Consider the following 21,816-nt stretch of genomic DNA (forward strand, 5'->3'; position numbering starts at 1 on the left):
GACAGGCGAAGGCTCATTCACGGAAGACGCATAATCGCAGATGTACCCGTAACCGGGGCGGGGATATAACGCGGGGAGGCCACTGACGCTCGCGGCGCGGCGGACAGGCTGCCAGCAACGCCAGCAGCAGGGTGACGGCAATCAGGGCGCCTTCAAACAAAACAGGCGGGACCGACATCAGCGACTTGGCGCTTAGCTCACACGGGGTTACCGGGGCGTCGGCACTCTCCTGACCCTGCTGGACAGACTGGCTTGCGGCGGTGACGTTCATGACAAGCGCGTGCATCCCGGCCATCCGCTGGGCGGTGCATATCAGCACCACCAGGCAGGCCAGGGCTACAAGCAGGATAGCGTTGCGTTGTCGCTTGATCATGTTTGCCTCAAATATTCAGGACGCCTATATTATCGGGCGAACATATTTTGGCAACGCAAAAGCTGTAAAGAAGTGTCTGGAAGATAAGCGGTTTGCCCTCTCCGCTTGCAGAGAGGGCGAGCCATTACAGCGTTTCGCCGTTGCTGGCAATGACGGTTTTATACCACTCAAAGCTCTTCTTACGGGAGCGGGACATGTCACCGGTGCCGTCGTCGTGCTTGTTGACGTAGATAAAGCCGTAGCGCTTGCTGTACTGGCCGGTGGTGAAGGAGACGCAGTCGATGCAGCCCCACGGGGTGTAGCCCATCAGATCCACGCCGTCCCAGGTCACCGCCTTCATCATCTCTTCGACGTGGGCACGCAGGTAGTCGATGCGGTAGTCATCGTTGATGCTGCCGTCCTCTTCCACGTTGTCGTAGGCGCCGAAACCGTTTTCCACGATAAACAGCGGCTTCTGGTAACGCTCGTACAGTTCACACAGCGAATAGCGCAGTCCTACCGGATCAATCTGCCAGCCCCAGTCGGACGCTTTGACGTATGGGTTCGGCACGCTGCCCTCGAAGCCGGAAATGGCGTCGCCGGTGCCGCCTTCCGCTTTGACCGCGTTGGTCATGTAGTAGCTGAAACCTAAGTAGTCGCAGGTGCCTTCACGCAGGATCTGCTCGTCGCCTGCTTCCATTTTGATGGAGAAGCCACGGCGCTCCCACTCGTTCAGCACGTAGGACGGGTAGTAGCCGCGCAGCTGTACGTCGGTAAAGACGTAGCGCTCGCGCATGGATCCCTGAGCGAACATCACGTCCTCTGGTTTACAGGAGTACGGATAGAGCGCCACCATCGCCAGCATGCAGCCGACTTTCATCTCCGGGTTAATGCGGCGTGCGGCTTTCACCGCCAGCGCGCTGGCCACGAACTGGTGGTGCAGCACCTGGTACATGGTCTCTTCCGGGTTATCGTGCTCGGTATAGACCACGCCAGAGCAGCAGTAGCCGAACAGTGGCGCACGCCAGTTGCGCTGGTTGTTGATTTCGTTGAAGGTCATCCAGTATTTGACCTTATTTTTGTAGCGCTCAAATACGACTTCCGAGAAGCGCACAAAGAAATCGACCACTTTACGGTTGGTCCATCCGCCGTATTCCTGAACGAGGTACAGCGGCATTTCGAAGTGGGAGAGGGTGATCACCGGCTCGATGTTGTACTTCAGCAGTTCATCGAACATGTCGTCGTAAAACTTCAGCCCCTCTTCGTTTGGCTGAGTTTCGTCGCCTTTCGGGAAGATGCGCGTCCAGGCGATGGAGGTACGGAAACATTTGAAGCCCATCTCGGCAAACAGCTTGATGTCTTCTTTGTAATGACTATAGAAGTCGACGGCTTCGTGGTTCGGGTAATATTTGCCTTCAATCACTTCCTGCGTGATTTCACGCGGAACGCCGTGTGCACCGCCGGTGAGCACGTCGCAGATGCTTGGCCCTTTGCCGCCTTTGTTCCAGCCGCCTTCAACCTGGTGCGCCGCCACCGCGCCGCCCCATAAAAAATCTTTCGGTAAGGTGAGTTTTTTCATCTTTGCTATTCTCAATTCAGGATTTATTGATTTCGAGTCTAGCAAAGCGGAATTAAATGTCACGATATAACATTTTGCGGAAATTGTAATTTGTCACATCAAAAAAACAGGATGTTTTATTCTGTTAATTTCTTCGCCAGTTTCCGGCCTAATGATTCCAGAATATAGATGACGGGAATTTGCGTGGTGATATCGTATACGCCGCCAATGCGCGTTTGCGGGACATGCCAGGAGAGGTTAAAGTCTGCGAGCTTCGCGAGACGCGAATGTTCGTGGCTGGTGATGGAGAGCACCTTGCAGTGGTGCAGGCTGAACTGGCTGGCGAAGCGCAGGATCTCTTCGGTTTCACCGGAGACGGAGAGGACAATGGCCAGCGCATTTTTAGCCATATCATTCGTGACCGGGAAATAAGGGTCGTCGATATGGTTGCTGAACTTTCCGATATTTGAAAAGAAACGTGCGCCATATTTTGCCAGCGATCCGGAGGTGCCCGCACCGACAAAAATAATTCGTTCAGAAGATAAAATAATATCGACGGCTTTATCTAATAGCGCATCGAACTCTTCGTTATTTACGCTTTTGAAGAAGCTGATAATTTCACTGGCGCCAAAATTCGCCTGCTGCGGCTCGTTTTGTTCCAGATAGAGTTTAAAGCGCACCCGAAATTCCGAGTAGCCTTCGCAGTTGAGCTTACGGCAGAAGCGCAGGATAGTGGTGGTAGAGACCCCCGCCGCATCCGCCAGTTCGCGGATGGTCATGTACATCACTTTGTCGCGGTTCTTAATGACATAGTTATAGACCATCATTTCCAGATTGTTGAGGCTGGCAATGGCGGAATGGCTGAACATACTCACAATGGCTAAACTCGCTGTCGGACACTATTCATAAATCATACCATGTTGACGAAGGGCGGGAGACGGATTTATCTCCTTGATTACTCAGGTGTTAATGAAATTATTTACACCTGTGCGGTGGATTGTATCAACAGTTATCTGATTTATAAGGATAAACCTTGAATGTGGATTTATTTTAGCTAACAGGTGTTCACTGGAATCATTCTCAGTTAGCATAGACTGGCGATGAATAATCATCTTTTGTTTTCCCGGAGTTAAGTATGGTGAGCAGACCATTAATCGCACAGGGATATTCGCTGGCTGAGGAAGTAGCCAACAGTATAAGCCACGGCATTGGCCTGGTGTTTGGGATTGTCGGTTTAGTATTACTGCTGGTGCAGGCGGTGGATACCAATGCCAGCGCGATGGCGATCACCAGCTACAGCCTGTATGGCGGGAGTATGATCCTGCTTTTCCTGGCCTCAACGCTGTATCACGCTATTCCGCATCAACGGGCGAAGATATGGCTTAAGAAATTTGACCACTGCGCTATCTATCTTCTTATTGCAGGTACTTACACGCCGTTTTTGCTGGTGGGACTCAACTCACCGCTGTCGCGTGGCCTGATGATTGTGATCTGGAGCCTGGCGCTGCTGGGGATCCTGTTTAAGCTGACCATTGCGCACCGGTTTAAAGTGCTGTCGCTGGTTACCTATCTGACAATGGGCTGGCTGTCGCTGATCGTGGTATATCAGTTAGCCGTTAAGCTGTCGGTAGGCGGCGTAACGCTTCTGGCGGTGGGCGGTGTGGTCTACTCGCTGGGCGTGATTTTTTACGTCTGCAAGCGCATCCCGTACAACCATGCCATCTGGCACGGCTTTGTGCTGGGCGGCAGCGTGTGTCACTTCCTGGCAATTTATTTGTATGTGGGTCAGGTGTAGTTTGTTGTCGGGTGGCGGCTTCGGCTTACCCGACCTGCGGGATCTGTAGGCCCGGTAAGCGCAGCGCCACCGGGCGATACAGCATCAATCTTCCAGAGAATACGGCAGCGGCTCAATGCTGAGCGTGTTTGCATCATCCCGCACGCGGAACACGCTGTCGGGCTCCATGTCATTATTCATGACAACCTGCACCAGCAGACGGCCATCATCGAGCTGGACGGCGGCTAACACGGTGCCGGTACGGCGCCAGTTTTCGCCCATCTTCATCTCAAGATCTTCACCCGCTTCCGGCACGCGGCTGGCGTGACCTGCCAGCGTCCACAGGGCGCGTTTGTTCGCGCCGCGGAATTTCGCCCGCGCCACCATCTCCTGACCGGTGTAGCAGCCTTTCTTAAAGCTGATGCCGCCCAGCGCCTGGATGTTTGTCGCCTGCGGAATAAACTGCGCGCTGTTTGCCGCGTCAATGACCGGCAGGCCCGCTTCAATGTTCAGCGCCAGCCACTGCTGGCTGTTGTTGAGCTGTGCTTCACCGCGCAGGGCGTCGGTGACGCGTTCCGCCGTGGCCACGTCGGTTACCAGCAGGAAGCGTTCCGCCGGATGTTCGAACCACAGAATGGAAGTTGCGCCCTCGCTGACCAGCTGTTTTTCGGCATCCGGTAGCTCGGCAAACAGGTTTTTCAGCGCTGCACGCGCCTGGAAACCCGCAACCCCCAGCAGAACGTGTTCATCGTCCGGGGTGATGGTGACTTTAGAAAAGACCGCGTATTTTTTCAGCTCTTTAAGCTGGGCGTCACGCAGGCTGCGGCGCTCAATAAAGGCGAATCCGTCCTGACGGCGGAACAGACGCAGGTTGCTCCACATTTTGCCTTTTGGATCGCAATGCGCGGCCAGCAGATGCTGGTGCTCCGTCAACTGCGCCACGTCCGCCGTGACCTGGCCTTGCAGGTATTTTTCGCTGTCCGCACCGGTCAGTGTCGCCAGTGCCCAGTCATCAAGAGTAATCAGCGTCAGCGGCAGACGCGCAGAGGCGGCGGGCTGGCGAGGAGAAAATGGTGTAAATGCCATAGTGATGTCCTGAATTGCTTAACGCTTTGATAATACCTAATGGTAAAAGAGACTGTATTCAATGCAAGCGCTTTCAGCAGGCCATTCGTGCCATTACGCGGTTATGCGTGGCGCTACGCAAAATAGTGTAATCCGCTGTCTTTATAAGGATTATTCAGGAAGCCTGCTCGAGGTTCGCAATATTCCAGTAAAGAAACGGTCAAAAACACGTTACACTAGCAGGTGTTCCCGGAGAGCAATAATGAATACCGAACGGGATACCGACTGTGCCAAACGTAATGCAGGAAACAGAACATGGATATTAACAACAAGGCCCGTATTCACTGGGCGTGCCGTCGCGGCATGCGTGAGCTTGATATCTCCATCATGCCTTTCTTCGAGTATGAGTACGACAGCTTAAGCGATGACGATAAGCGCCTGTTTGTCCGTCTGCTTGAGTCTGACGATCCGGATTTATTCAACTGGCTGATGAATCACGGCAAGCCCGCCGACACCGAGTTGCAACGGATGGTGCAATTAATTCAAACACGGAATCAGGAACGTGGTCCTGTGGCAATCTGATCTTCGCGTCTCGTGGCGCTCACAGTGGATGTCCTTACTGCTCCACGGTCTGGTCGCGGCATTGGTGTTACTGGTGCCGTGGCCACTTAGCTATACCCCGCTGTGGTTGCTATTACTGTCGTTTGTGGTGTTTGACAGCGTGCGCAGCCAGCGTCGAATCAACGCCCGTCAGGGTGAAATTAAGCTGCTGATGGATTCTCGCCTGCGCTGGCAGGGAAAAGAGTGGGAGATGACAGGGACGCCGTGGATGCTTAACACGGGGATGATGCTACGGCTGCGACGGGTTGAGGACAATCGTCGCGAGCACCTGTGGCTGGCCGCAGACAGTATGGATCCCGCAGAGTGGCGTGATCTGCGCCGGTTGATTGTGCAACAGCCGACGCAGGAGTAAATCAGCTGAACTGCTCGGCCATCTCACCCAGGATCTGCTCGCACCAGGTTTGCAGGCGCTCGTCGCTGAGATCGTACTGGTTGGTTTCATCCAGCGCGAGCCCGACAAACAGCTGACCGTCGGCGATAATCGGTTTCTGGCTGGTGAACTCATAGCCTTCTGTTGGCCAGTAGCCGATAAACGTCGCACCCTTTGGCGCCAGTTTGTCATGCAGCATGCCGAGTGCGTCAAGGAACCACTCCCCGTAGCCCAGCTGATCGCCCATGCCGTACATCGCAATGATTTTGCCGTCAAAATTGACTGAATCGAGCTGATCCCAGATGGCTTCCCAGTCTTCCTGTATCTCACCGAAGTCCCAGGTCGGGATACCGAGGATCAGCACATCGTACTGCTCCATCAGCGCCACCGCGTCATCTTTCAGGTTATGCAACGTCACCAGTTCCGGACCAATGATGTCGCGAATTTTCTCCGCCGCCATTTCGGTGTAGCAGGTGCTGGAACCATAGAACAGACCAATATTCATCGCGTAACTATCTCAATTCTTGCTATGACTTTGCGCGTAGTGTACCAGAAACCGATGGCAATCAGGCATAATGGCCAGATTGCAGAACCAAAGGGGCTGATGTGGAAAAGGATCTCGCACTCATCGAACAGTTTCTCGACGCGCTGTGGCTGGAGAAAAACCTCGCTGAAAACACGCTTAGCGCCTATCGTCGGGATCTCACTCTGCTGGTGGAGTGGCTGGCGCACCGGGGGCTGACGCTCGAAAGCGCGCAAAGCGATGACCTGCAAGGGTTACTGGCTGAGCGGATGGAAGGAGGCTACAAAGCTACCAGCTCCGCGCGTCTGCTGAGCGCCATGCGCCGCCTGTTCCAGCATCTGTACCGCGAGAAGATCCGCGCGGATGATCCCAGCGCACTGCTGGCATCGCCGAAACTGCCTCAGCGGTTGCCAAAAGATCTCAGCGAAGCACAAGTTGAGAGATTATTACAGTCGCCCGCAGTTGACCTTCCGCTGGAGTTACGCGATAAAGCCATGCTTGAACTATTGTATGCCACGGGCTTGCGCGTTTCTGAGCTGGTTGGCCTGACGATGAGCGACATTAGCCTGCGTCAGGGCGTGGTGCGCGTCATCGGTAAAGGGAACAAAGAACGGCTGGTGCCGCTGGGTGAAGAGGCGGTCTACTGGCTGGAGACGTATCTCGAACACGGGCGTCCGTGGCTGCTGAACGGTGTCTCTATAGATGTCTTGTTCCCGAGCCAGCGTGCACAGCAGATGACGCGACAAACGTTCTGGCATCGCATTAAACATTACGCCACACTGGCGGGTATTGACAGTGAGAAGCTGTCGCCGCACGTTTTGCGTCACGCCTTCGCGACGCATCTGTTAAACCACGGCGCTGATTTACGCGTGGTCCAGATGCTGCTTGGACACAGCGATCTTTCAACGACGCAGATTTACACCCATGTCGCGACGGAACGCCTGCGGCAGCTACACCAACAGCACCACCCTCGCGCGTGAGTGCCGACGAATTGTTACAGGATCATATATGAAAAAGTCTTTAGCGCTGCTCACCCTGCTGGCAGCTTCGGTTTCCGGTTTTGCCCATGCGGACGATGCCGCCATTAAACAGTCTCTGACGAAACTCGGCGTCGCCAGCAGCGAGATCCAGCCAGCGCCGGTGGCTGGCATGAAAACCGTTTTAACCAACAGCGGCGTGCTGTACGTGACCGAAGACGGCAAGCACATCATTCAGGGACCCATGTACGACGTGAGCGGAGCGCAGCCGGTCAACGTGACTAACCAGCTGCTGATGAAAAACCTGAACGCGCTCGAAAAAGAGATGATTGTTTACAAAGCGGCGCAGGAAAAACACGTTATTACCGTCTTCACCGACATCACCTGCGGCTACTGCCACAAGCTGCATGAAGAGATGAAAGACTATAACGCGCTGGGCATTACCGTGCGTTATCTGGCCTTCCCTCGCGCCGGTGTGCAGAGCCAGCCTGAGCAGGATATGAAAGCGATCTGGTGTGCGAAAGACCGTAATAAGGCCTTTGATGACGCAATGAACGGCAAAGGCGTGAAGCCTGCGTCCTGCGATATCGACATCGCTAACCACTACGCGCTGGGCGTACAGTTTGGCGTGAGCGGTACGCCAGCCATTGTGCTGAGCAACGGCTACGTGGTGCCGGGCTATCAGGGTCCAAAAGAGATGAAAGCGTTCCTCGACGAGCACCAGAAACAGATGGGTGGTAAATAATTCGCGTGAAAGCTCCGATAAAACTGCGCCGCCGCGATGCGGGTGAAACCGCTGATTTACCAGACACGCTTCCGCTACTGTTAAAGCGGCTGTATGCCAGCCGTGGCGTGCGTACGGCAAGCGATCTTGAGCGCAGCGTCAAAGGCATGCTGCCCTGGCAAGCGCTGAGTGGCATCGAAAAAGCGACTGAAATGCTCTACGACGCGTTCCGTGAAGGGACGCGCATTGTGGTGGTGGGCGATTTCGATGCCGACGGCGCAACCAGTACCGCCCTGAGCGTGCTCAGTCTGCGTGCGCTGGGCTGCGATAACGTGGCTTACCTGGTGCCAAACCGGTTCGAAGACGGCTACGGCCTCAGCCCGGAAGTGGTCGATCAGGCCCATGCCCGTGGCGCACAGATGATCATGACCGTGGATAACGGGATCTCTTCTCATGCGGGGGTCGATCATGCCCATGCGCTGGGGATCCCGGTACTGGTCACCGATCACCACCTGCCAGGAGAAACCCTGCCTGCCGCCGAAGCCATCATTAACCCGAACCTGCGCGACTGCGATTTCCCGTCGAAATCACTGGCCGGAGTAGGGGTGGCGTTTTATCTGATGCTGGCGTTGCGCACGTTGCTGCGTGATAAGGGCTGGTTCGAATCACGCGGGATTGCCGTGCCGAACCTGGCGGAATATCTCGATCTGGTGGCGCTGGGAACCGTGGCGGACGTGGTGCCGCTCGATACCAATAACCGTATTCTCACCTGGCAGGGCTTAAGCCGCATTCGGGCAGGAAAATGCCGTCCGGGGATTAAGGCGCTGCTGGAGATCGCCAACCGCGATCCGCTGAAGCTCGCGGCAAGCGATTTAGGCTTTGCTCTCGGCCCGCGCCTGAACGCGGCGGGGCGGCTGGACGATATGTCGGTTGGCGTCGCGCTGCTGCTGTGCGACAACATCGGTGAAGCGCGCGTGCTGGCCAGTGAGCTGGACGCACTCAACCAGACCCGTAAAGAGATTGAGCAGGGCATGCAGGCCGAAGCGCTGACCCTGTGCGAAAAGCTGGAGCGAAGCGGCGAAACGCTGCCGGGCGGGCTGGCGATGTATCACCCCGAATGGCACCAGGGCGTGGTGGGCATTCTGGCGTCGCGCATTAAAGAGCGTTTCCACCGTCCGGTCATTGCCTTTGCGCCCGCCGGAGACGGCACGCTGAAAGGCTCCGGTCGTTCGATTCAGGGGCTGCATATGCGCGATGCGCTGGAGCGTCTCGACACGCTTCATCCGAACCTGATGATTAAGTTCGGCGGCCACGCGATGGCGGCGGGCCTGTCGCTGGAAGAGGCGAAGTTCGATGAGTTTCAGCGTCTGTTTGGCGAACTGGTCACCGAGTGGATCGATCCGGCTCTGTTGCAGGGAGAAGTGGTTTCTGACGGCGAGCTTTCCCCGGCTGAAATGACCATGGATGTGGCGCAGATGCTGCGCGATGCTGGCCCCTGGGGGCAGATGTTCCCGGAGCCGCTTTTTGACGGACGTTTTCGCCTGTTGCAACAGCGCATTGTGGGCGAGCGCCATCTCAAAGTGATGGTGGAACCGATCGGCGGCGGGCCGCTGCTCGACGGCATCGCCTTTAACGTTGATACCTCCATCTGGCCGGACAACGGCGTGCGCGAGGTTGAATTGGCCTACAAGCTGGATATTAACGAGTTCCGCGGTAACCGCTCCCTTCAGATCATCATCGACAATATCTGGCCAATTTAGCGTCAGTAATCTCTATAAAAAAGGGCGTGGATTCGGTACAATCCCGCTCTTATCACCGCATTTTGACAAGCTCATAAAAGAAAACAGACCATGTTTGAAATTAATCCGGTAAAAAACCGCATTCAGGACCTCACGGAGCGCTCTGACGCTCTTAGGGGGTATCTTTGACTACGATGCCAAGAAAGAGCGTCTCGAAGAAGTAAACGCCGAGCTGGAACAGCCGGACGTCTGGAACGAACCTGAACGCGCTCAGGCGCTGGGTAAAGAGCGTTCCTCCCTCGAAGCCATCGTAGATACGCTGGATCAAATGGCGCAGGGTCTGGAAGATGTTTCTGGGCTGCTGGAGCTGGCTGTCGAAGCCGACGACGAAGAAACCTTTAACGAAGCCGTGGCAGAACTCGACGTGCTGGAAGAGAAGCTGGCGCAGCTGGAATTCCGTCGCATGTTCTCCGGCGAATACGATAGCGCTGACTGCTATCTCGATATTCAGGCAGGTTCTGGCGGTACCGAAGCGCAGGACTGGGCCAGCATGCTGATGCGCATGTATCTGCGCTGGGCGGAAGCGCGCGGTTTCAAAACCGAGATTATCGAAGAATCCGAGGGTGAAGTGGCGGGGATCAAATCCGTCACCATCAAGATTATTGGCGATTACGCCTACGGCTGGCTGCGTACTGAAACCGGCGTTCACCGCCTGGTGCGTAAAAGCCCGTTTGACTCCGGCGGTCGTCGTCACACCTCCTTCAGCTCCGCGTTTGTCTACCCGGAAGTGGATGAAGATATTGATATCGACATCAACCCGGCAGACCTGCGTATCGACGTTTACCGCGCATCCGGCGCGGGTGGTCAGCACGTTAACCGTACGGAATCCGCGGTGCGTATTACCCACATTCCAACCGGGCTGGTAACACAGTGCCAGAACGACCGTTCCCAGCATAAGAACAAAGACCAGGCCATGAAGCAGATGAAAGCGAAGCTTTATGAGCTGGAGATGCAGAAGAAAAATGCTGAGAAGCAGGCGATGGAAGACAACAAGTCCGACATCGGCTGGGGCAGCCAGATCCGTTCTTACGTCCTTGATGACTCCCGCATCAAAGACCTGCGTACCGGGGTTGAAACCCGTAACACGCAGGCGGTGCTGGACGGCAGCCTGGACCAATTTATCGAAGCAAGTTTGAAAGCAGGGTTATGAGGAACCAACATGTCTGAACAACAAGCACAGGGCGCTGACGCGGTAGTCGATCTTAACAACGAACTGAAAACCCGCCGCGAGAAGCTGGCAGCGCTGCGCGAGCAGGGCGTGCCGTTCCCGAACGATTTTCGTCGTGACCACACCTCAGACCAACTGCACGCAGACTTCGACGGTAAAGAGAACGAAGAGCTGGAAGCGCTGAACGTTGAAGTGTCCGTTGCGGGCCGCATGATGACCCGTCGTATCATGGGTAAAGCGTCCTTCGTGACCTTACAGGACGTGGGCGGCCGCATTCAGCTGTACGTCTCTCGTGACGACCTGCCGGAAGGCATCTACAACGAGCAGTTCAAGAAATGGGACCTGGGCGATATCCTGGGCGCAAAAGGTAAGCTGTTTAAAACCAAAACCGGTGAACTGTCTATCCACTGCACCGAGCTGCGTCTGCTGACCAAAGCCCTGCGCCCGCTGCCGGACAAGTTCCACGGTTTGCAGGATCAGGAAGCGCGCTATCGTCAGCGCTACCTGGATCTCATCTCTAACGATGAATCCCGTAAGACCTTCAAAATTCGCTCCCAGATCATGGCCGGTATTCGCCAGTTCATGGTTAACCGCGACTTTATGGAAGTGGAAACCCCGATGATGCAGGTGATCCCAGGCGGTGCCTCTGCCCGTCCGTTCATCACCCATCACAACGCTCTGGATCTCGACATGTACCTGCGTATCGCGCCGGAACTGTACCTGAAGCGTCTGGTGGTCGGTGGTTTCGACCGCGTGTTTGAAATCAACCGTAACTTCCGTAACGAAGGTATCTCCGTACGTCATAACCCAGAGTTCACCATGATGGAACTCTATATGGCGTATGCGGATTACAAAGATCTGATCGAGCTGACCGAATCCCTGTTCCGCACCCTGGCGCAGGACATTCTGGGCACCACCGAAGTGCCTTACGGTGAAGAAGTGTTCGACTTCGGCAAGCCGTTCGAAAAACTGACCATGCGCGAAGCGATCAAGAAATACCGTCCGGAAACCGAAATGGCTGACCTGGATAACTTCGACTCTGCGAAAGCGATCGCGGAAAGCATCGGAATCAAAGTTGAGAAGAGCTGGGGTCTGGGCCGTATCGTGACCGAGATCTTCGAAGAAGTGGCCGAAGCGCATCTGATTCAGCCGACCTTCATCACCGAATACCCGGCGGAAGTGTCTCCGCTGGCGCGTCGTAATGACGAGAACCCGGAAATCACTGACCGCTTCGAATTCTTCATCGGTGGCCGCGAAATCGGTAACGGCTTTAGCGAGCTGAACGATGCAGAAGATCAGGCGCAGCGCTTCCAGGATCAGGTTAACGCGAAAGCGGCAGGCGACGACGAAGCGATGTTCTTCGACGAAGACTACGTGACCGCGCTGGAGCACGGTTTGCCGCCGACGGCTGGCCTGGGTATTGGTATCGACCGTATGGTAATGCTGTTCACCAACAGCCACACCATCCGCGACGTGATCCTGTTCCCGGCGATGCGTCCGGTGAAATAAGCCGTTAAGACGTAAAAAAAGCCCCGTGCGTTTATCGCCGGGGCTTTTTTATTGCGCCGCGAAGGCGCTGAGTTTTTCGCGCGCGGCGTTCGCTTCCTGCACCATCCACGGACTGAAAGCCCACGGCGTAGCGTCCAGCGCGCGAAATAGCGCGTCCAGCTTCACCCACTGATACTCCATCACTTCTTCGCTGTTGATTGCGAGGGTATTTGTTACGCGGGCGGCATAGACCGGGCAAATTTCGTTTTCAACGATCCCTGACGGGTCGGCTTCACGATAGCGGAACTCCGGGGCAATGGGGGTGATGTCCGTGATTTCGGCGCCGACTTCAAAGCGGCAGCGGCGGATAATCGCCTGCTCTGTCGCTTCATCGGCCTGTGGATGTCCGCAAACGGAGTTCGTCCATACGCCGGGCCAGGCTTTTTTACTTAAGGCGCGCCGGGTGATCAGACATTCTCCGTGAGCGTTAAACAGCCATGAAGAGAAAGCCAGGTGTAGCGGGGTGTGTGACGTGTGCGCGGCGTACTTCTCCTGAGTGCCAATCACCTTTCCCTGGTCATTTACCAAAATAACGTGTTCTTGAATACTCATTGATGCTCCAGTGCCAAAATGCTTAATGGTTCAGCACCATCAGCGGAATTATTATACTGCATTCTTATCCGAACGGTTTGGCCCACAGAGCGGAAAAGGGCATGACCCGCATCAGTTTGGGCTGCTATCATAGTGCGCCATTCACGCTGACCGAGGAGCTGTTTTGTTTGCAGGAAGCCTGACGAGAAACCCGATCATTGCCGTTTTCTGCCTGACGCTGACGCTACTTATAGCGGGATGCTCGGGGAGTAAATCTTCGGATATGGGCAGTTATTCTGGTGCAGTCTATACCGTTAAGCGCGGGGACACGCTCTACCGCATATCCCGTGCCACCGGAACCAGCGTGAAGGAGCTGGCGCGCCTGAATAATATCTCTCCACCGTATACCATTGAGGTTGGACAGAAGCTCAAGGTTAACGGCGGTTCCTCCTCAGGGAAAAAGTCCTCCACGCGTAAAACAGCCAAAGTCACGCCATCCTATCAGGTGCCTAAATCATCCTGGCCGCCGGTCGGTCAGCGCTGCTGGATTTGGCCTGCAAGCGGAAAAGTGGTGGCGCCGTATTCGCTCTCGGAAGGCGGAAACAAAGGTATTGATATCGCTGCCGCGCGCGGCACACCGGTTTACGCTTCCGGGGCCGGGAAGGTGGTCTATGTCGGTAACCAGCTACGTGGATACGGTAACCTGATCATGATTAAGCATGGTGAGGATTACATTACGGCGTATGCGCATAACGACACGATGCTGGTCAATAACGGCCAGAACGTGAAGGCGGGGCAGAAGATTGCGACCATGGGCAGTACCGGGACGGATACGGTGAAGCTGCACTTCCAGATCCGCTATAAGGCCACGGCCATCGATCCGCAGCGCTATCTTCCGGCGCAGGGCAGTAAACCAAAGTGCTAAGTGATTATTTAATCGCCACTTAGTGGGTTAAAGGCTTGTATGAAGAGGCGTAAGGTCTATAATGCCTTACGCACCTCAAAGCGGGCGTAGTTCAATGGTAGAACGAGAGCTTCCCAAGCTCTATACGAGGGTTCGATTCCCTTCGCCCGCTCCAGTTTCTTCTCTTGTGGATAAGCCTTAAAAGCCTTTTCTATCAGCAACTTAAATCGTTACCTATTTTAGTCGCCTATGGGTTCTACCATTGAGATCCACCCTTGGTAACTGTCACGCTAAGTTACATGGTGAGATGACAGTATAACTCAGCGTTATGATCACTCTGACAGTCTGTTGGAGTCGCTACGCTCCGTTTGTTGCTGTATTACCAACCAGGCTTTATGGCTTCTATTATCTGAAATTGGGGAAAAGGGGAAAGGCTGAATATCTCCAGCCTTTGGCTTCATCTTACTTTTTTGAAGATAAGCAGGATCAGAGGGACGCAGACTGCGAAACCGTAAATTGCCGCATCAAAAATACCGTTTGTAGCCTGAGCAAGCGAATCAACAGCTTGGTAATACTCTTTTAATGTAATGGGGTTTTATGTAAGTGTCTGATTTTGTAAGAAAATTTCGAATGCTTGCGAGGCTGCAAACAGTCCGAGAAAGTAACCCAGGCTGACAATACAAATCCCTCCCCAACGGAGAATGGTTTTAGTCCTATTCGTCAACGTCATAAGATCCACCTAATACGCCGCCAAAAGTACCGCTGGAATACTGCGATAATGAATCGCCAGTAGCAGCTGCTTCGGCTGCAATGTGCTGAACATAACCCTTTGGCGACCCTTGGTATCGCGATAAATTGTCCTTGTTGGGATACATTTTTTTAAACTCGCCTGTCATTTCAACAACTGTCATTGATGAGAAGTCAGAATTTTTTGACTCAAGATAACGCTGCAATGAGACAGGGATTGTGAAATCTTCTTCGGATTCGATAGGAATCTGCGTCGTAGTCAATGTGTAGTTGTGCTCGAATACCGTTGAACCAGCAAACTTAATCCCTTCAACAGAGTGAGTGGTACAGTTGTTTCCTGTTACGTCGTACTCATCAATTGTGCGGCCTCTGCGTTGGGTTGTTTCTTTCATTTCCAATGTGCGAATCGCTGTTTCACCCTTGTTCCAAAGATCTTCAAAGAATTGCCTCGTTTTCGTTGGATCAGCATCATCTATTCTAAACGCTCTTGCGCCCATTCGGTACAGCTCTGCTCTGTAGTAAACCCTCGCGTCTTCATCTTGCAGAAAGTTTAAAATTCCATCTCCAGTTAAATTCCCGGGGCCTGTTCTGCCGTAGCGACCATAGGTATAGAGATAAATCGAATTGTCTTGATGTACGGAAACGAAAGCATGTCCTGCGTCTGTGATTTCAGTCCAGAGGTAAACCCCGTTCAATAGCAGGTTATCTTCTGGCTTACAGGTGTCAGCGAAGCTATCATTTTCGGGATCGTCTATCGGGCCGGGGAGAATGGGAAATTCAACAACGTGAGATTGGGCTGTGTCGGCTTTCTCTGCCTCTGTAGAAAATTCGTAAGTGTCATCAATGGAAGGAATAAAACGTGAATTGCAGGGACATGAACTACGGCTGTGCAGTGTACCGGCTACTCTTTTACCATGTATGGTATCACTATCAAGACCGCCGTAGATGCGATAATACCCGGGATGTTTGCCACAGGTTACTTTATGGCTTTCACATGCCATATCTTTATTGAAAAAATGATGGTCGGGGCATCCTTCAATAATCCTACCACCGCAAGCTGTCTTATCACCTCTGAATAAAAAATGACCAATGGCCATTCGTCCTTTTCCTTATTTTGCTTATAAGTCCATGCGGAAAGTGTAGGTTTTTGATGCAGATGAGTAAATGAGCAAACGCAACAAAACCAAAATGTAACTATGGGGGCATTTGAGTTAAGTGATCCTAAAGAAAACTCTTTTGAGAAATCGTCCTGCACATCCTGATCATATCCGATGTAAGACATTGTTGAGAATGGATCTGTCTGTTTCAGAAAATGAGAGATTGTAGTCGTGTAAAAGGTTCTCTTGTCTCGTAACTCTCTTTATAAATCCATCTCATCGATCGCACGGCTAACGACTTACTGGTCTAAATCCAGTCCGTATCTGGTGTCGGTGGTGTTGCTGTGATTCAGCATGTTATTCAAGATATTATTCAACAAACGTTGTCATTTACCTTCCTCTGCTAAACAACCAATAACCCAAGGCGTAACACGCTGAGTTGCACATTTCCTGTACCCTGGATACCCTGAGATTAATCCTAATAACTCAAGGGTGAGTATGGCTACCGGGAAAAGAAGAAATCAAAAGGAATCACCTGAAGAAGAGTTAGATCGCTTGCTGGATGAGCTTGAACTCACACAGGAGCAACGGGAGTTTATTGAATCCATGCGAGAGGACAAGGGGGATCCCTGTGAGGAGTAACGCTTGCCATCCATGCTGATTTGCCAAAATAGTCAGAGGGGCTGATCCGCGCATAATTTAAAATTAAACCCTCTTCCTTTTTACCCCTACATTTTCTCCTGTTATATCTGTCGGCAAATTTTTTATTTCCCGGATCGCAGATGAAAACACGACTCCTCCTGTGTGCTGGCGCATTAGCCGCCTCCAGTGCCCATGCCAGCGCACTCTATTTTTATGAAGCTGGCACCGAAGACACCGCGCTTGCCGGAGCAGGGCAGGCGGCTCGAGCGCAGGATGCCTCTACAATCATGACCAACCCTGCTGGCATGACGCGTTTACCGGATCATATGATCACCGGTGGGTTACAGGTAATGGATGGCTCCATCGACAACCAGCTGGATAACGATGCCCATCAAAGCCCCGGCGACGTGATGAAAACCATCCCGAATGCCAGCGCCTTTTATAGTCAGAAAATAAACGATGATCTCTATGCAGGCGTGGGGCTTTACGGTAATTACGGTCTGGGGATCGATTACGGTAGCTGGGCAGGGGACAGGCTGATTAAAAAGAGCACTCTGGTCGCAATGACGCTCAGTCCGTCACTGGCTTATAAGCTCAACGACCGCCTCTCAATAGGGGCGTCCGCCAACGTTAATTACGGTTATTTCTCGCTGACCCGCAACGTTAATGATAACGACTACCGGCGGCACGATGAGGACTGGGCCATGAGCTATCGGCTTGGGTTACTCATGCAACTGACCGACCAGACGCGAGCCGGTATCACATGGAACAGCGAGACGAACTATCGCTACACTATTAACGGCAAAGTGCGCGTGCAGCATGGCACTTACGACCTGCCGGTGTCGGCACAAATCAGCGCGCCGCAGCAAATCATGCTCAGTCTTGTGCATGATATTAACCCGCGGTGGTCGGTGATGGGCGATCTCGGCTGGCAGGACTGGAGCCAGTTCGGTGCGCCGCAAATCGTCGTCGGAGATCAGCAACTGAACAACGTCAGCCGCCTGAAGGACACCTGGCACGGCGCGGTGGGCGTACAGTATCGTCCAACACCTCAGTGGCGACTGAATGCCGGTGTGGCGTTCGACAGCTCGCCGTATGAAAGCCAGAGTGATGTGGCCTTAACCTTACCCACCGGCGACGAGTGGCGATTTGGCACGGGAGCCCAGTATCAGATCACCCCGGCCAGCAATATTGGGTTTGCCGTTTCGTATCTGCATATGCAGTCGTCGCATGTGAAATCACCCGCGGTGTTTGCCGGAAGTTACGATCATCCTTATCTTTGGTTTGCCAGCGTCAACTACAGCTATCAGTTTTGATCGGCTAACCGCTTAAAATATATGGTCTATAATGGCTGATATTCATTGTCAGAAGGTTGTGCCATGCATATTTTACCGCCTGTTCGACCCGAAAAATCCATCGAAAGATTAACCGCTATCCTTGAGCCGATAGCGGAGAAAGTGCAAGTTGTCCCGCGTAAGCGACTCACCTGGTTACGCAAAGGGAAACAGCAGATGTACCTCTTTCTGGAGGGAGAGCTGTCCCTCCTGCGGGCCTCGGATGGGCTGGTGGTCGTGACCGTTTACGAGCCGCATTTGTTTGGTATTGCAGAGATGATCCAGCCTACGCAGGGACATTTTCTTCGTGCGGAAAGGGAGTCGACTATTTTACGACTCGATGCGGACAAGGCGGCGGCGTTATTTCGTGCCGAGGGCGTCTGGGAGGATGTCGCCGCGCTGCTTTCCTATCACACCGCCTATCTGGTATTCCGTGATGCGCAGGTACTTCAGCAGCGTACCTATTCCGTTATTCGTAATCACCTTCAGGAAATGATTTTACTCCCGGAGGAGACGCGTTTGCGTACTACGATTCTGGAATATATTCAGGACCGTACGCTGCTCTCTCGCAGCAGTATACTCAATGTATTATCCGCTCTTAAGCAGGGGGAGTATATTACCTTTAAGCGTGGTGGATATCTGCTTGAAGTCAGACATTTACCTGAATCATTCTAGGGAAAGTTTAAAATTAAACAGAAATGGAATTAACGACGACGTTAATTTTCTATATCGTTTGCTTTCTAAGTTTTATCTTTATCAAGTAAACGGTATATTTATGAAAAAGACAGTTATCGCTTTGATTATGGTTAACGCGTTTACCGCCACCTCAGCGTTTGCAGCCGCAGATGCGGGCACCTGGTATGGCGGAGCGAAATTCGGCTGGTCTCACTATTTTGATACCAATATGGGGTCGAAAGCGTTTGAGAACACCCATTCCGACCACTTCGACTTTGATCATGATAATGTCGGCGGGGGTGTGTATACGGGTTACCAGATCACCCCATGGCTTGCGGTAGAAGGCGGTTATGATTATTTAGGTAATATGCAGATCAAAGGTCAGCATGGCGCAGGGGCGCAAATGAAGACTCAGGGTCTGCAAATGTCGCTGAAGGCCAGCTACGCCCTGACCAATGACTGGGATATCTATGGCCGGGCTGGCGCAATGGGCTATCGCGCTGAATCCGATGTAAGTGGTCACAATCGCTTTGAAACGGGTGTGCGCCCGCTTGCCGCCGTGGGTACTGAATACGCCTTCAATAAAAACTGGGCGGGTCGCCTGGAGTATCAGTGGGTAAGCAACGTGGGCAATGCTAACCAGATCGGTGTGAGCAGCGACCTGAGTTCCGTCACCGCAGGGCTTAGCTATCGCTTTGGTCAGTACGACTGATGCCCGTGCTTTGTCCCTTAATAAAAACCCGGCTGCGATGTTGCCGGGTTTTTTGTTTTTAGCTGGCGAATAACGGTTCAAGAATAATATGAATATTTTGCAGGCCCGTAACATTATTATCTTTCAGGTATTGCTGATTAACCATATCTAACTGTTCCAGTTTGGTCAGCGAGGCATAGACGCGTTGAACAGCGCTGTCCGCAATAAATATTTCGTTTGCGGAGGTGTCCTGAAGATACTGTGATTTAACGCTGCGCGTTAAGTTATCGATCTGCTGTTTATTTTCCTGATAGAGAGAGGCAATATGTGATATCTGTGCCTGCGGTGGTTTTTCACCAGGCAATACCAGCGGAATTTGCAGATGATTAATCTTTTCAACGTTATCTGGTGGGGGGGAACTACAGGCTGTTAATGTGCTGAGGGTAAGTACAGCGAAAAAGAACGGCAGTCTCTTCATCGAATCACTCCAGGGAAATAATTGGACTCAGCATTATCCCTTAAGGCCGCTGCGACGAAAGAATAAACTTATTTATTTATAAACGTTATTTCCATCGATAAAAGAAAAGCCCGGTGATAGCCTCCTTTCCCCCCATGTACCGCCAGCGTGAATATGACTCCTCGAGGATATATGAAATTTAAAACTCTCGTTAGTGCAATAGTTGTGGCTGGTCTGGTAGTGGCCTCACTGGTCTCATTGCCTGTCCTGGCACAAAAGGAGGGGAAGGGAGCCACTGCCCATACCAAAGAAATGAATGAAGCACTTTACGGTCAACTGCCCTTCTTTGATAAAACCGATTTCCGAAATGCGCACAAAGGCTTTATTGCCCCGCTGCCATCTGAGGTGATTAAAGGCGAAAAAGGCGTCGTTATCTGGGACCCCCAGCAATACGCTTTTATCAAAGAAGGGCAAAAAGCACCGGATACCGTCAACCCGAGCCTGTGGCGTCAGGCACAGCTGAATAATATCGGTGGTCTGTTTGAGGTCACGGACGGGGTCTACCAGATCCGCAACCTCGATCTGTCGAATATGACGATCATAGAGGGCCAAAAGGGGATCACGGTTGTCGATCCGCTGGTGTCTGCGGAAACGGCCAAAGCGGGCATGGATCTTTACGTTAAGCATCGCGGCAAGCGCCCGGTTGTTGCCGTTATTTATACCCATAGCCACGTCGATCATTATGGCGGCGTGCGTGGCGTGGTGGATGACGCTGAGGTGACGTCCGGCAAAGTGAAAGTCTATGCCCCAGCAGGTTTTATGGAAGAGGCGGTATCGGAAAACATTATGGCCGGAAATGCCATGAGCCGCCGCGCCAGTTATATCTACGGAAACCTGTTGAAGCCCAATGCAACAGGTCAGGTAGGGGCGGGTCTGGGGACGACCACTTCAGCCGGAACGGTCACGCTCATCGCGCCGACTCATGCCATTACCAAAGACGGGCAGAAAGAGGTCATCGACGGTCTCACCTATGATTTTATGCTGGCGCCGGGGTCGGAAGCGCCGTCGGAAATGCTCTGGTATGTGGAGGAGAAAAAGCTGATTGAAGCCGCAGAGAACGTCACTCACACCCTGCACAATATTTACTCGCTGCGCGGCGCGAAAATCCACGATCCGCTGGCATGGTCAAAGTACATCAATAACGCCATCGATCGTTGGGGTGATAAAGCGGAAATTATCCTCGCGCAGCACCACTGGCCCACGTGGGGTAATAAGAAAGTGGTGAAACTGATGAAAGGCCAGCGTGATATTTACCGCTATATCAACGACCAGACGCTGAGACTGGCGAATAAAGGGCTGACGAGGGATGAAATAGCCGCTAATTTCGCCCTGCCTTACGGGCTGGCAAAATCCTGGGCAGGCCGTGGCTATTACGGCTCGGTAAGCAACAATGTCAAAGCCACCTATGTCTACTATCTTGGCTGGTTCGACGGCAATCCGGCGACGCTTGATGAACTCCCTCCGGTCGAGGCGGCGAAAAAGTATGTCGAATACATGGGCGGAGCCAGCGCGATCCTTGAAAAAGCCCGGGTTGATTATGCCCGTGGGAATTACCGCTGGGTGGCGCAGGTGGTCAGTAAAGTCGTCTTTGCCGATCCGAATAATAAGGCGGCGCGCGAACTCGAAGCGGACGCGTTTGAACAGCTGGGATACCGGGCGGAGTCAGGGCCGTGGCGTAACGCCTACCTCACCGGTGCGCAGGAGTTGCGTAACGGCGTGAAGAGAATGCCGACGCCCAATACGGCCAGCCCGGATGCGGTCCGTGCCATGTCGGCTGAGATGATTTTTGACTACTTCGGCGTGCACCTTAACGGCGTCAGCGCGGCGAATACCAGAGGCGTATTTAACGTTGATTTAGGCCGCGAGGGCGGAAAGTACAAGCTGGAGCTGGAGAATGGCGTGCTAAACCATAGCGCCAACAGCCAGGCTGAAAATCCGGATGCAACCATTACGCTCAGCCGCGACACGCTGAACAACATCATCCTTAAAGAGACCACGCTGAAAAAGGCGCAACAGGCAGGCGAGGTGACGATAGTCGGCAATGCCGCGAAGGTGAACGAAATGCTGCGCTGCATGGAGAGCTTCAGCTTCTGGTTTCCTGTCGTCACCCCTTAACCATAAAAAAGGCTGCTTTCGCAGCCCTTTAGCATTCGCCTGCAACAATTTGCCGGGTGGCGGCTTCGCCTTACCCGGCCTACA

The 21,816-nt window shown here is 53.2% G+C and carries 22 protein-coding genes and 1 tRNA gene; 15 read left to right on the forward strand and 8 right to left on the reverse strand.

The annotated features are described in order from the left end of the window. Window positions 1–13: 13 nt before the first annotated feature. From BH712_RS21885 to BH712_RS21895, 3 genes are all read right to left on the reverse strand, one after another. On the reverse strand, window positions 14–373 hold the full coding sequence (locus tag BH712_RS21885) for a hypothetical protein (RefSeq protein ID WP_006811879.1): 360 nt from the start codon (window positions 371–373) through the stop codon (window positions 14–16). 124 nt (window positions 374–497) lie between these two features. Continuing rightward, complete coding sequence (locus tag BH712_RS21890) at window positions 498–1,931, reverse strand: 6-phospho-beta-glucosidase (protein WP_006811878.1); 1,434 nt, start codon at window positions 1,929–1,931, stop codon at window positions 498–500. 116 nt (window positions 1,932–2,047) lie between these two features. Further along, the gene (locus tag BH712_RS21895) at window positions 2,048–2,779 is read right to left on the reverse strand and encodes a MurR/RpiR family transcriptional regulator (RefSeq protein ID WP_006811877.1); all 732 of its coding nucleotides are present in this window, start codon (window positions 2,777–2,779) and stop codon (window positions 2,048–2,050) included. A gap of 266 nt (window positions 2,780–3,045) precedes the next feature. Between BH712_RS21895 and trhA the strand changes: the two genes are divergently transcribed. Then, window positions 3,046–3,705, forward strand: a complete 660-nt coding sequence (trhA, locus tag BH712_RS21900; RefSeq protein ID WP_006811875.1) for a PAQR family membrane homeostasis protein TrhA — start codon at window positions 3,046–3,048, stop codon at window positions 3,703–3,705. An 84-nt stretch (window positions 3,706–3,789) separates the two neighbouring features. Here trhA and ygfZ read toward each other — a convergent pair whose 3' ends face one another. Then, a complete protein-coding gene (gene ygfZ / locus BH712_RS21905) occupies window positions 3,790–4,770 on the reverse strand; it encodes a tRNA-modifying protein YgfZ (protein ID WP_006811874.1) in 981 nt (326 codons plus the stop codon). Between the two features lie 294 nt (window positions 4,771–5,064). On the opposite strand from ygfZ, the gene sdhE reads away from it, so the two are divergent. Together sdhE and BH712_RS21915 are read left to right on the forward strand one after the other, a co-directional pair. Next, a complete protein-coding gene (gene sdhE / locus BH712_RS21910) occupies window positions 5,065–5,331 on the forward strand; it encodes an FAD assembly factor SdhE (RefSeq protein WP_003863437.1) in 267 nt (88 codons plus the stop codon). Further along, a complete protein-coding gene (locus BH712_RS21915) occupies window positions 5,312–5,722 on the forward strand; it encodes a protein YgfX (RefSeq protein WP_032674037.1) in 411 nt (136 codons plus the stop codon). The genes sdhE and BH712_RS21915 overlap by 20 nt, the downstream gene beginning before the upstream one ends. Window position 5,723: 1 nt before the next feature. Here the strand turns inward: BH712_RS21915 and fldB are convergent, their stop codons facing one another. Beyond that, a complete protein-coding gene (gene fldB, locus BH712_RS21920; protein ID WP_006811872.1) occupies window positions 5,724–6,245 on the reverse strand; it encodes a flavodoxin FldB in 522 nt (173 codons plus the stop codon). A gap of 101 nt (window positions 6,246–6,346) precedes the next feature. On the opposite strand from fldB, the gene xerD reads away from it, so the two are divergent. The 5 genes from xerD (at window position 6,347) to lysS (ending at window position 12,440) form a co-directional block, all read left to right on the forward strand. Next, on the forward strand, window positions 6,347–7,243 hold the full coding sequence (xerD, locus tag BH712_RS21925; RefSeq protein ID WP_003863442.1) for a site-specific tyrosine recombinase XerD: 897 nt from the start codon (window positions 6,347–6,349) through the stop codon (window positions 7,241–7,243). A gap of 28 nt (window positions 7,244–7,271) precedes the next feature. Next, a complete protein-coding gene (dsbC, locus tag BH712_RS21930) occupies window positions 7,272–7,985 on the forward strand; it encodes a bifunctional protein-disulfide isomerase/oxidoreductase DsbC (protein WP_006811871.1) in 714 nt (237 codons plus the stop codon). 5 nt (window positions 7,986–7,990) lie between these two features. Continuing rightward, the gene (gene recJ, locus BH712_RS21935) at window positions 7,991–9,724 is read left to right on the forward strand and encodes a single-stranded-DNA-specific exonuclease RecJ (protein WP_006811870.1); all 1,734 of its coding nucleotides are present in this window, start codon (window positions 7,991–7,993) and stop codon (window positions 9,722–9,724) included. Between the two features lie 90 nt (window positions 9,725–9,814). Then, window positions 9,815–10,913 (forward strand): peptide chain release factor 2 gene (gene prfB / locus BH712_RS21940; protein WP_139237278.1). Its coding sequence is split into 2 segments (ribosomal slippage): window positions 9,815–9,889 and window positions 9,891–10,913, totalling 1,098 coding nucleotides; the frame shifts between segments, so codons are not numbered across the junction. Between the two features lie 9 nt (window positions 10,914–10,922). Beyond that, window positions 10,923–12,440 carry a lysine--tRNA ligase gene (gene lysS / locus BH712_RS21945; protein WP_006811868.1) on the forward strand — a complete coding sequence of 506 codons (1,518 nt, stop codon included), beginning with the start codon at window positions 10,923–10,925 and terminating at the stop codon, window positions 12,438–12,440. A gap of 48 nt (window positions 12,441–12,488) precedes the next feature. Here the strand turns inward: lysS and idi are convergent, their stop codons facing one another. Continuing rightward, complete coding sequence (gene idi / locus BH712_RS21950) at window positions 12,489–13,031, reverse strand: isopentenyl-diphosphate Delta-isomerase (RefSeq protein WP_006811867.1); 543 nt, start codon at window positions 13,029–13,031, stop codon at window positions 12,489–12,491. A 163-nt stretch (window positions 13,032–13,194) separates the two neighbouring features. On the opposite strand from idi, the gene actS reads away from it, so the two are divergent. Both actS and BH712_RS21960 read left to right on the forward strand, forming a co-directional pair. Then, window positions 13,195–13,935: an amidase activator ActS gene (gene actS, locus BH712_RS21955; RefSeq protein ID WP_006811866.1), complete on the forward strand. Its 741-nt coding sequence runs from the start codon at window positions 13,195–13,197 to the stop codon at window positions 13,933–13,935. 80 nt (window positions 13,936–14,015) lie between these two features. Further along, a tRNA-Gly gene (locus BH712_RS21960) sits at window positions 14,016–14,089 on the forward strand. Window positions 14,090–14,627: 538 nt separating this feature from the next. On the opposite strand, the gene BH712_RS21970 is transcribed toward BH712_RS21960, so the two are convergent. Continuing rightward, window positions 14,628–15,758: a PAAR domain-containing protein gene (locus tag BH712_RS21970; protein WP_006811864.1), complete on the reverse strand. Its 1,131-nt coding sequence runs from the start codon at window positions 15,756–15,758 to the stop codon at window positions 14,628–14,630. A gap of 498 nt (window positions 15,759–16,256) precedes the next feature. On the opposite strand from BH712_RS21970, the gene BH712_RS24950 reads away from it, so the two are divergent. The 4 genes from BH712_RS24950 (at window position 16,257) to BH712_RS21995 (ending at window position 19,121) form a co-directional block, all read left to right on the forward strand. Next, window positions 16,257–16,400 (forward strand): hypothetical protein, encoded by a 144-nt coding sequence (locus BH712_RS24950; RefSeq protein ID WP_006811863.1) that lies wholly within the window; start codon window positions 16,257–16,259, stop codon window positions 16,398–16,400. A gap of 140 nt (window positions 16,401–16,540) precedes the next feature. Beyond that, entirely contained in the window at window positions 16,541–17,716 is a 1,176-nt protein-coding gene (locus BH712_RS21985) for an OmpP1/FadL family transporter (RefSeq protein ID WP_006811862.1), read from the forward strand. A 63-nt stretch (window positions 17,717–17,779) separates the two neighbouring features. Next, window positions 17,780–18,409 (forward strand): winged helix-turn-helix transcriptional regulator, encoded by a 630-nt coding sequence (locus BH712_RS21990; protein WP_006811861.1) that lies wholly within the window; start codon window positions 17,780–17,782, stop codon window positions 18,407–18,409. A gap of 100 nt (window positions 18,410–18,509) precedes the next feature. After that, complete coding sequence (locus BH712_RS21995) at window positions 18,510–19,121, forward strand: outer membrane beta-barrel protein (protein WP_006811860.1); 612 nt, start codon at window positions 18,510–18,512, stop codon at window positions 19,119–19,121. 58 nt (window positions 19,122–19,179) lie between these two features. Here BH712_RS21995 and BH712_RS22000 read toward each other — a convergent pair whose 3' ends face one another. Next, window positions 19,180–19,578, reverse strand: coding sequence for a hypothetical protein (locus BH712_RS22000; RefSeq protein ID WP_006811859.1), 399 nt, complete (start codon window positions 19,576–19,578; stop codon window positions 19,180–19,182). 171 nt (window positions 19,579–19,749) lie between these two features. Here BH712_RS22000 and BH712_RS22005 point away from each other — a divergent pair, with 171 nt between their 5' ends. Next, window positions 19,750–21,732 (forward strand): alkyl/aryl-sulfatase, encoded by a 1,983-nt coding sequence (locus tag BH712_RS22005; RefSeq protein WP_006811858.1) that lies wholly within the window; start codon window positions 19,750–19,752, stop codon window positions 21,730–21,732. The last annotated feature ends 84 nt before the right edge of the window (window positions 21,733–21,816 follow it).

Origin of the sequence: Enterobacter hormaechei ATCC 49162, assembly GCF_001875655.1 — a bacterium.
Classification (GTDB): Bacteria; Pseudomonadota; Gammaproteobacteria; order Enterobacterales; family Enterobacteriaceae; genus Enterobacter; species Enterobacter hormaechei.

Coding starts and splice junctions, on each gene's coding strand:
- BH712_RS21885 (WP_006811879.1), bottom strand. CDS start 373: ATGATCAAGCGACAACGCAACGCTATCCTGCTTGTAGCCCTGGCCTGC.
- BH712_RS21890 (WP_006811878.1), bottom strand. CDS start 1,931: ATGAAAAAACTCACCTTACCGAAAGATTTTTTATGGGGCGGCGCGGTG.
- BH712_RS21895 (WP_006811877.1), bottom strand. CDS start 2,779: ATGTTCAGCCATTCCGCCATTGCCAGCCTCAACAATCTGGAAATGATG.
- trhA (WP_006811875.1), top strand. CDS start 3,046: ATGGTGAGCAGACCATTAATCGCACAGGGATATTCGCTGGCTGAGGAA.
- ygfZ (WP_006811874.1), bottom strand. CDS start 4,770: ATGGCATTTACACCATTTTCTCCTCGCCAGCCCGCCGCCTCTGCGCGT.
- sdhE (WP_003863437.1), top strand. CDS start 5,065: ATGGATATTAACAACAAGGCCCGTATTCACTGGGCGTGCCGTCGCGGC.
- fldB (WP_006811872.1), bottom strand. CDS start 6,245: ATGAATATTGGTCTGTTCTATGGTTCCAGCACCTGCTACACCGAAATG.
- dsbC (WP_006811871.1), top strand. CDS start 7,272: ATGAAAAAGTCTTTAGCGCTGCTCACCCTGCTGGCAGCTTCGGTTTCC.
- lysS (WP_006811868.1), top strand. CDS start 10,923: ATGTCTGAACAACAAGCACAGGGCGCTGACGCGGTAGTCGATCTTAAC.
- idi (WP_006811867.1), bottom strand. CDS start 13,031: ATGAGTATTCAAGAACACGTTATTTTGGTAAATGACCAGGGAAAGGTG.
- BH712_RS21970 (WP_006811864.1), bottom strand. CDS start 15,758: ATGGCCATTGGTCATTTTTTATTCAGAGGTGATAAGACAGCTTGCGGT.
- BH712_RS24950 (WP_006811863.1), top strand. CDS start 16,257: ATGGCTACCGGGAAAAGAAGAAATCAAAAGGAATCACCTGAAGAAGAG.
- BH712_RS21985 (WP_006811862.1), top strand. CDS start 16,541: ATGAAAACACGACTCCTCCTGTGTGCTGGCGCATTAGCCGCCTCCAGT.
- BH712_RS21990 (WP_006811861.1), top strand. CDS start 17,780: ATGCATATTTTACCGCCTGTTCGACCCGAAAAATCCATCGAAAGATTA.
- BH712_RS21995 (WP_006811860.1), top strand. CDS start 18,510: ATGAAAAAGACAGTTATCGCTTTGATTATGGTTAACGCGTTTACCGCC.
- BH712_RS22000 (WP_006811859.1), bottom strand. CDS start 19,578: ATGAAGAGACTGCCGTTCTTTTTCGCTGTACTTACCCTCAGCACATTA.
- BH712_RS22005 (WP_006811858.1), top strand. CDS start 19,750: ATGAAATTTAAAACTCTCGTTAGTGCAATAGTTGTGGCTGGTCTGGTA.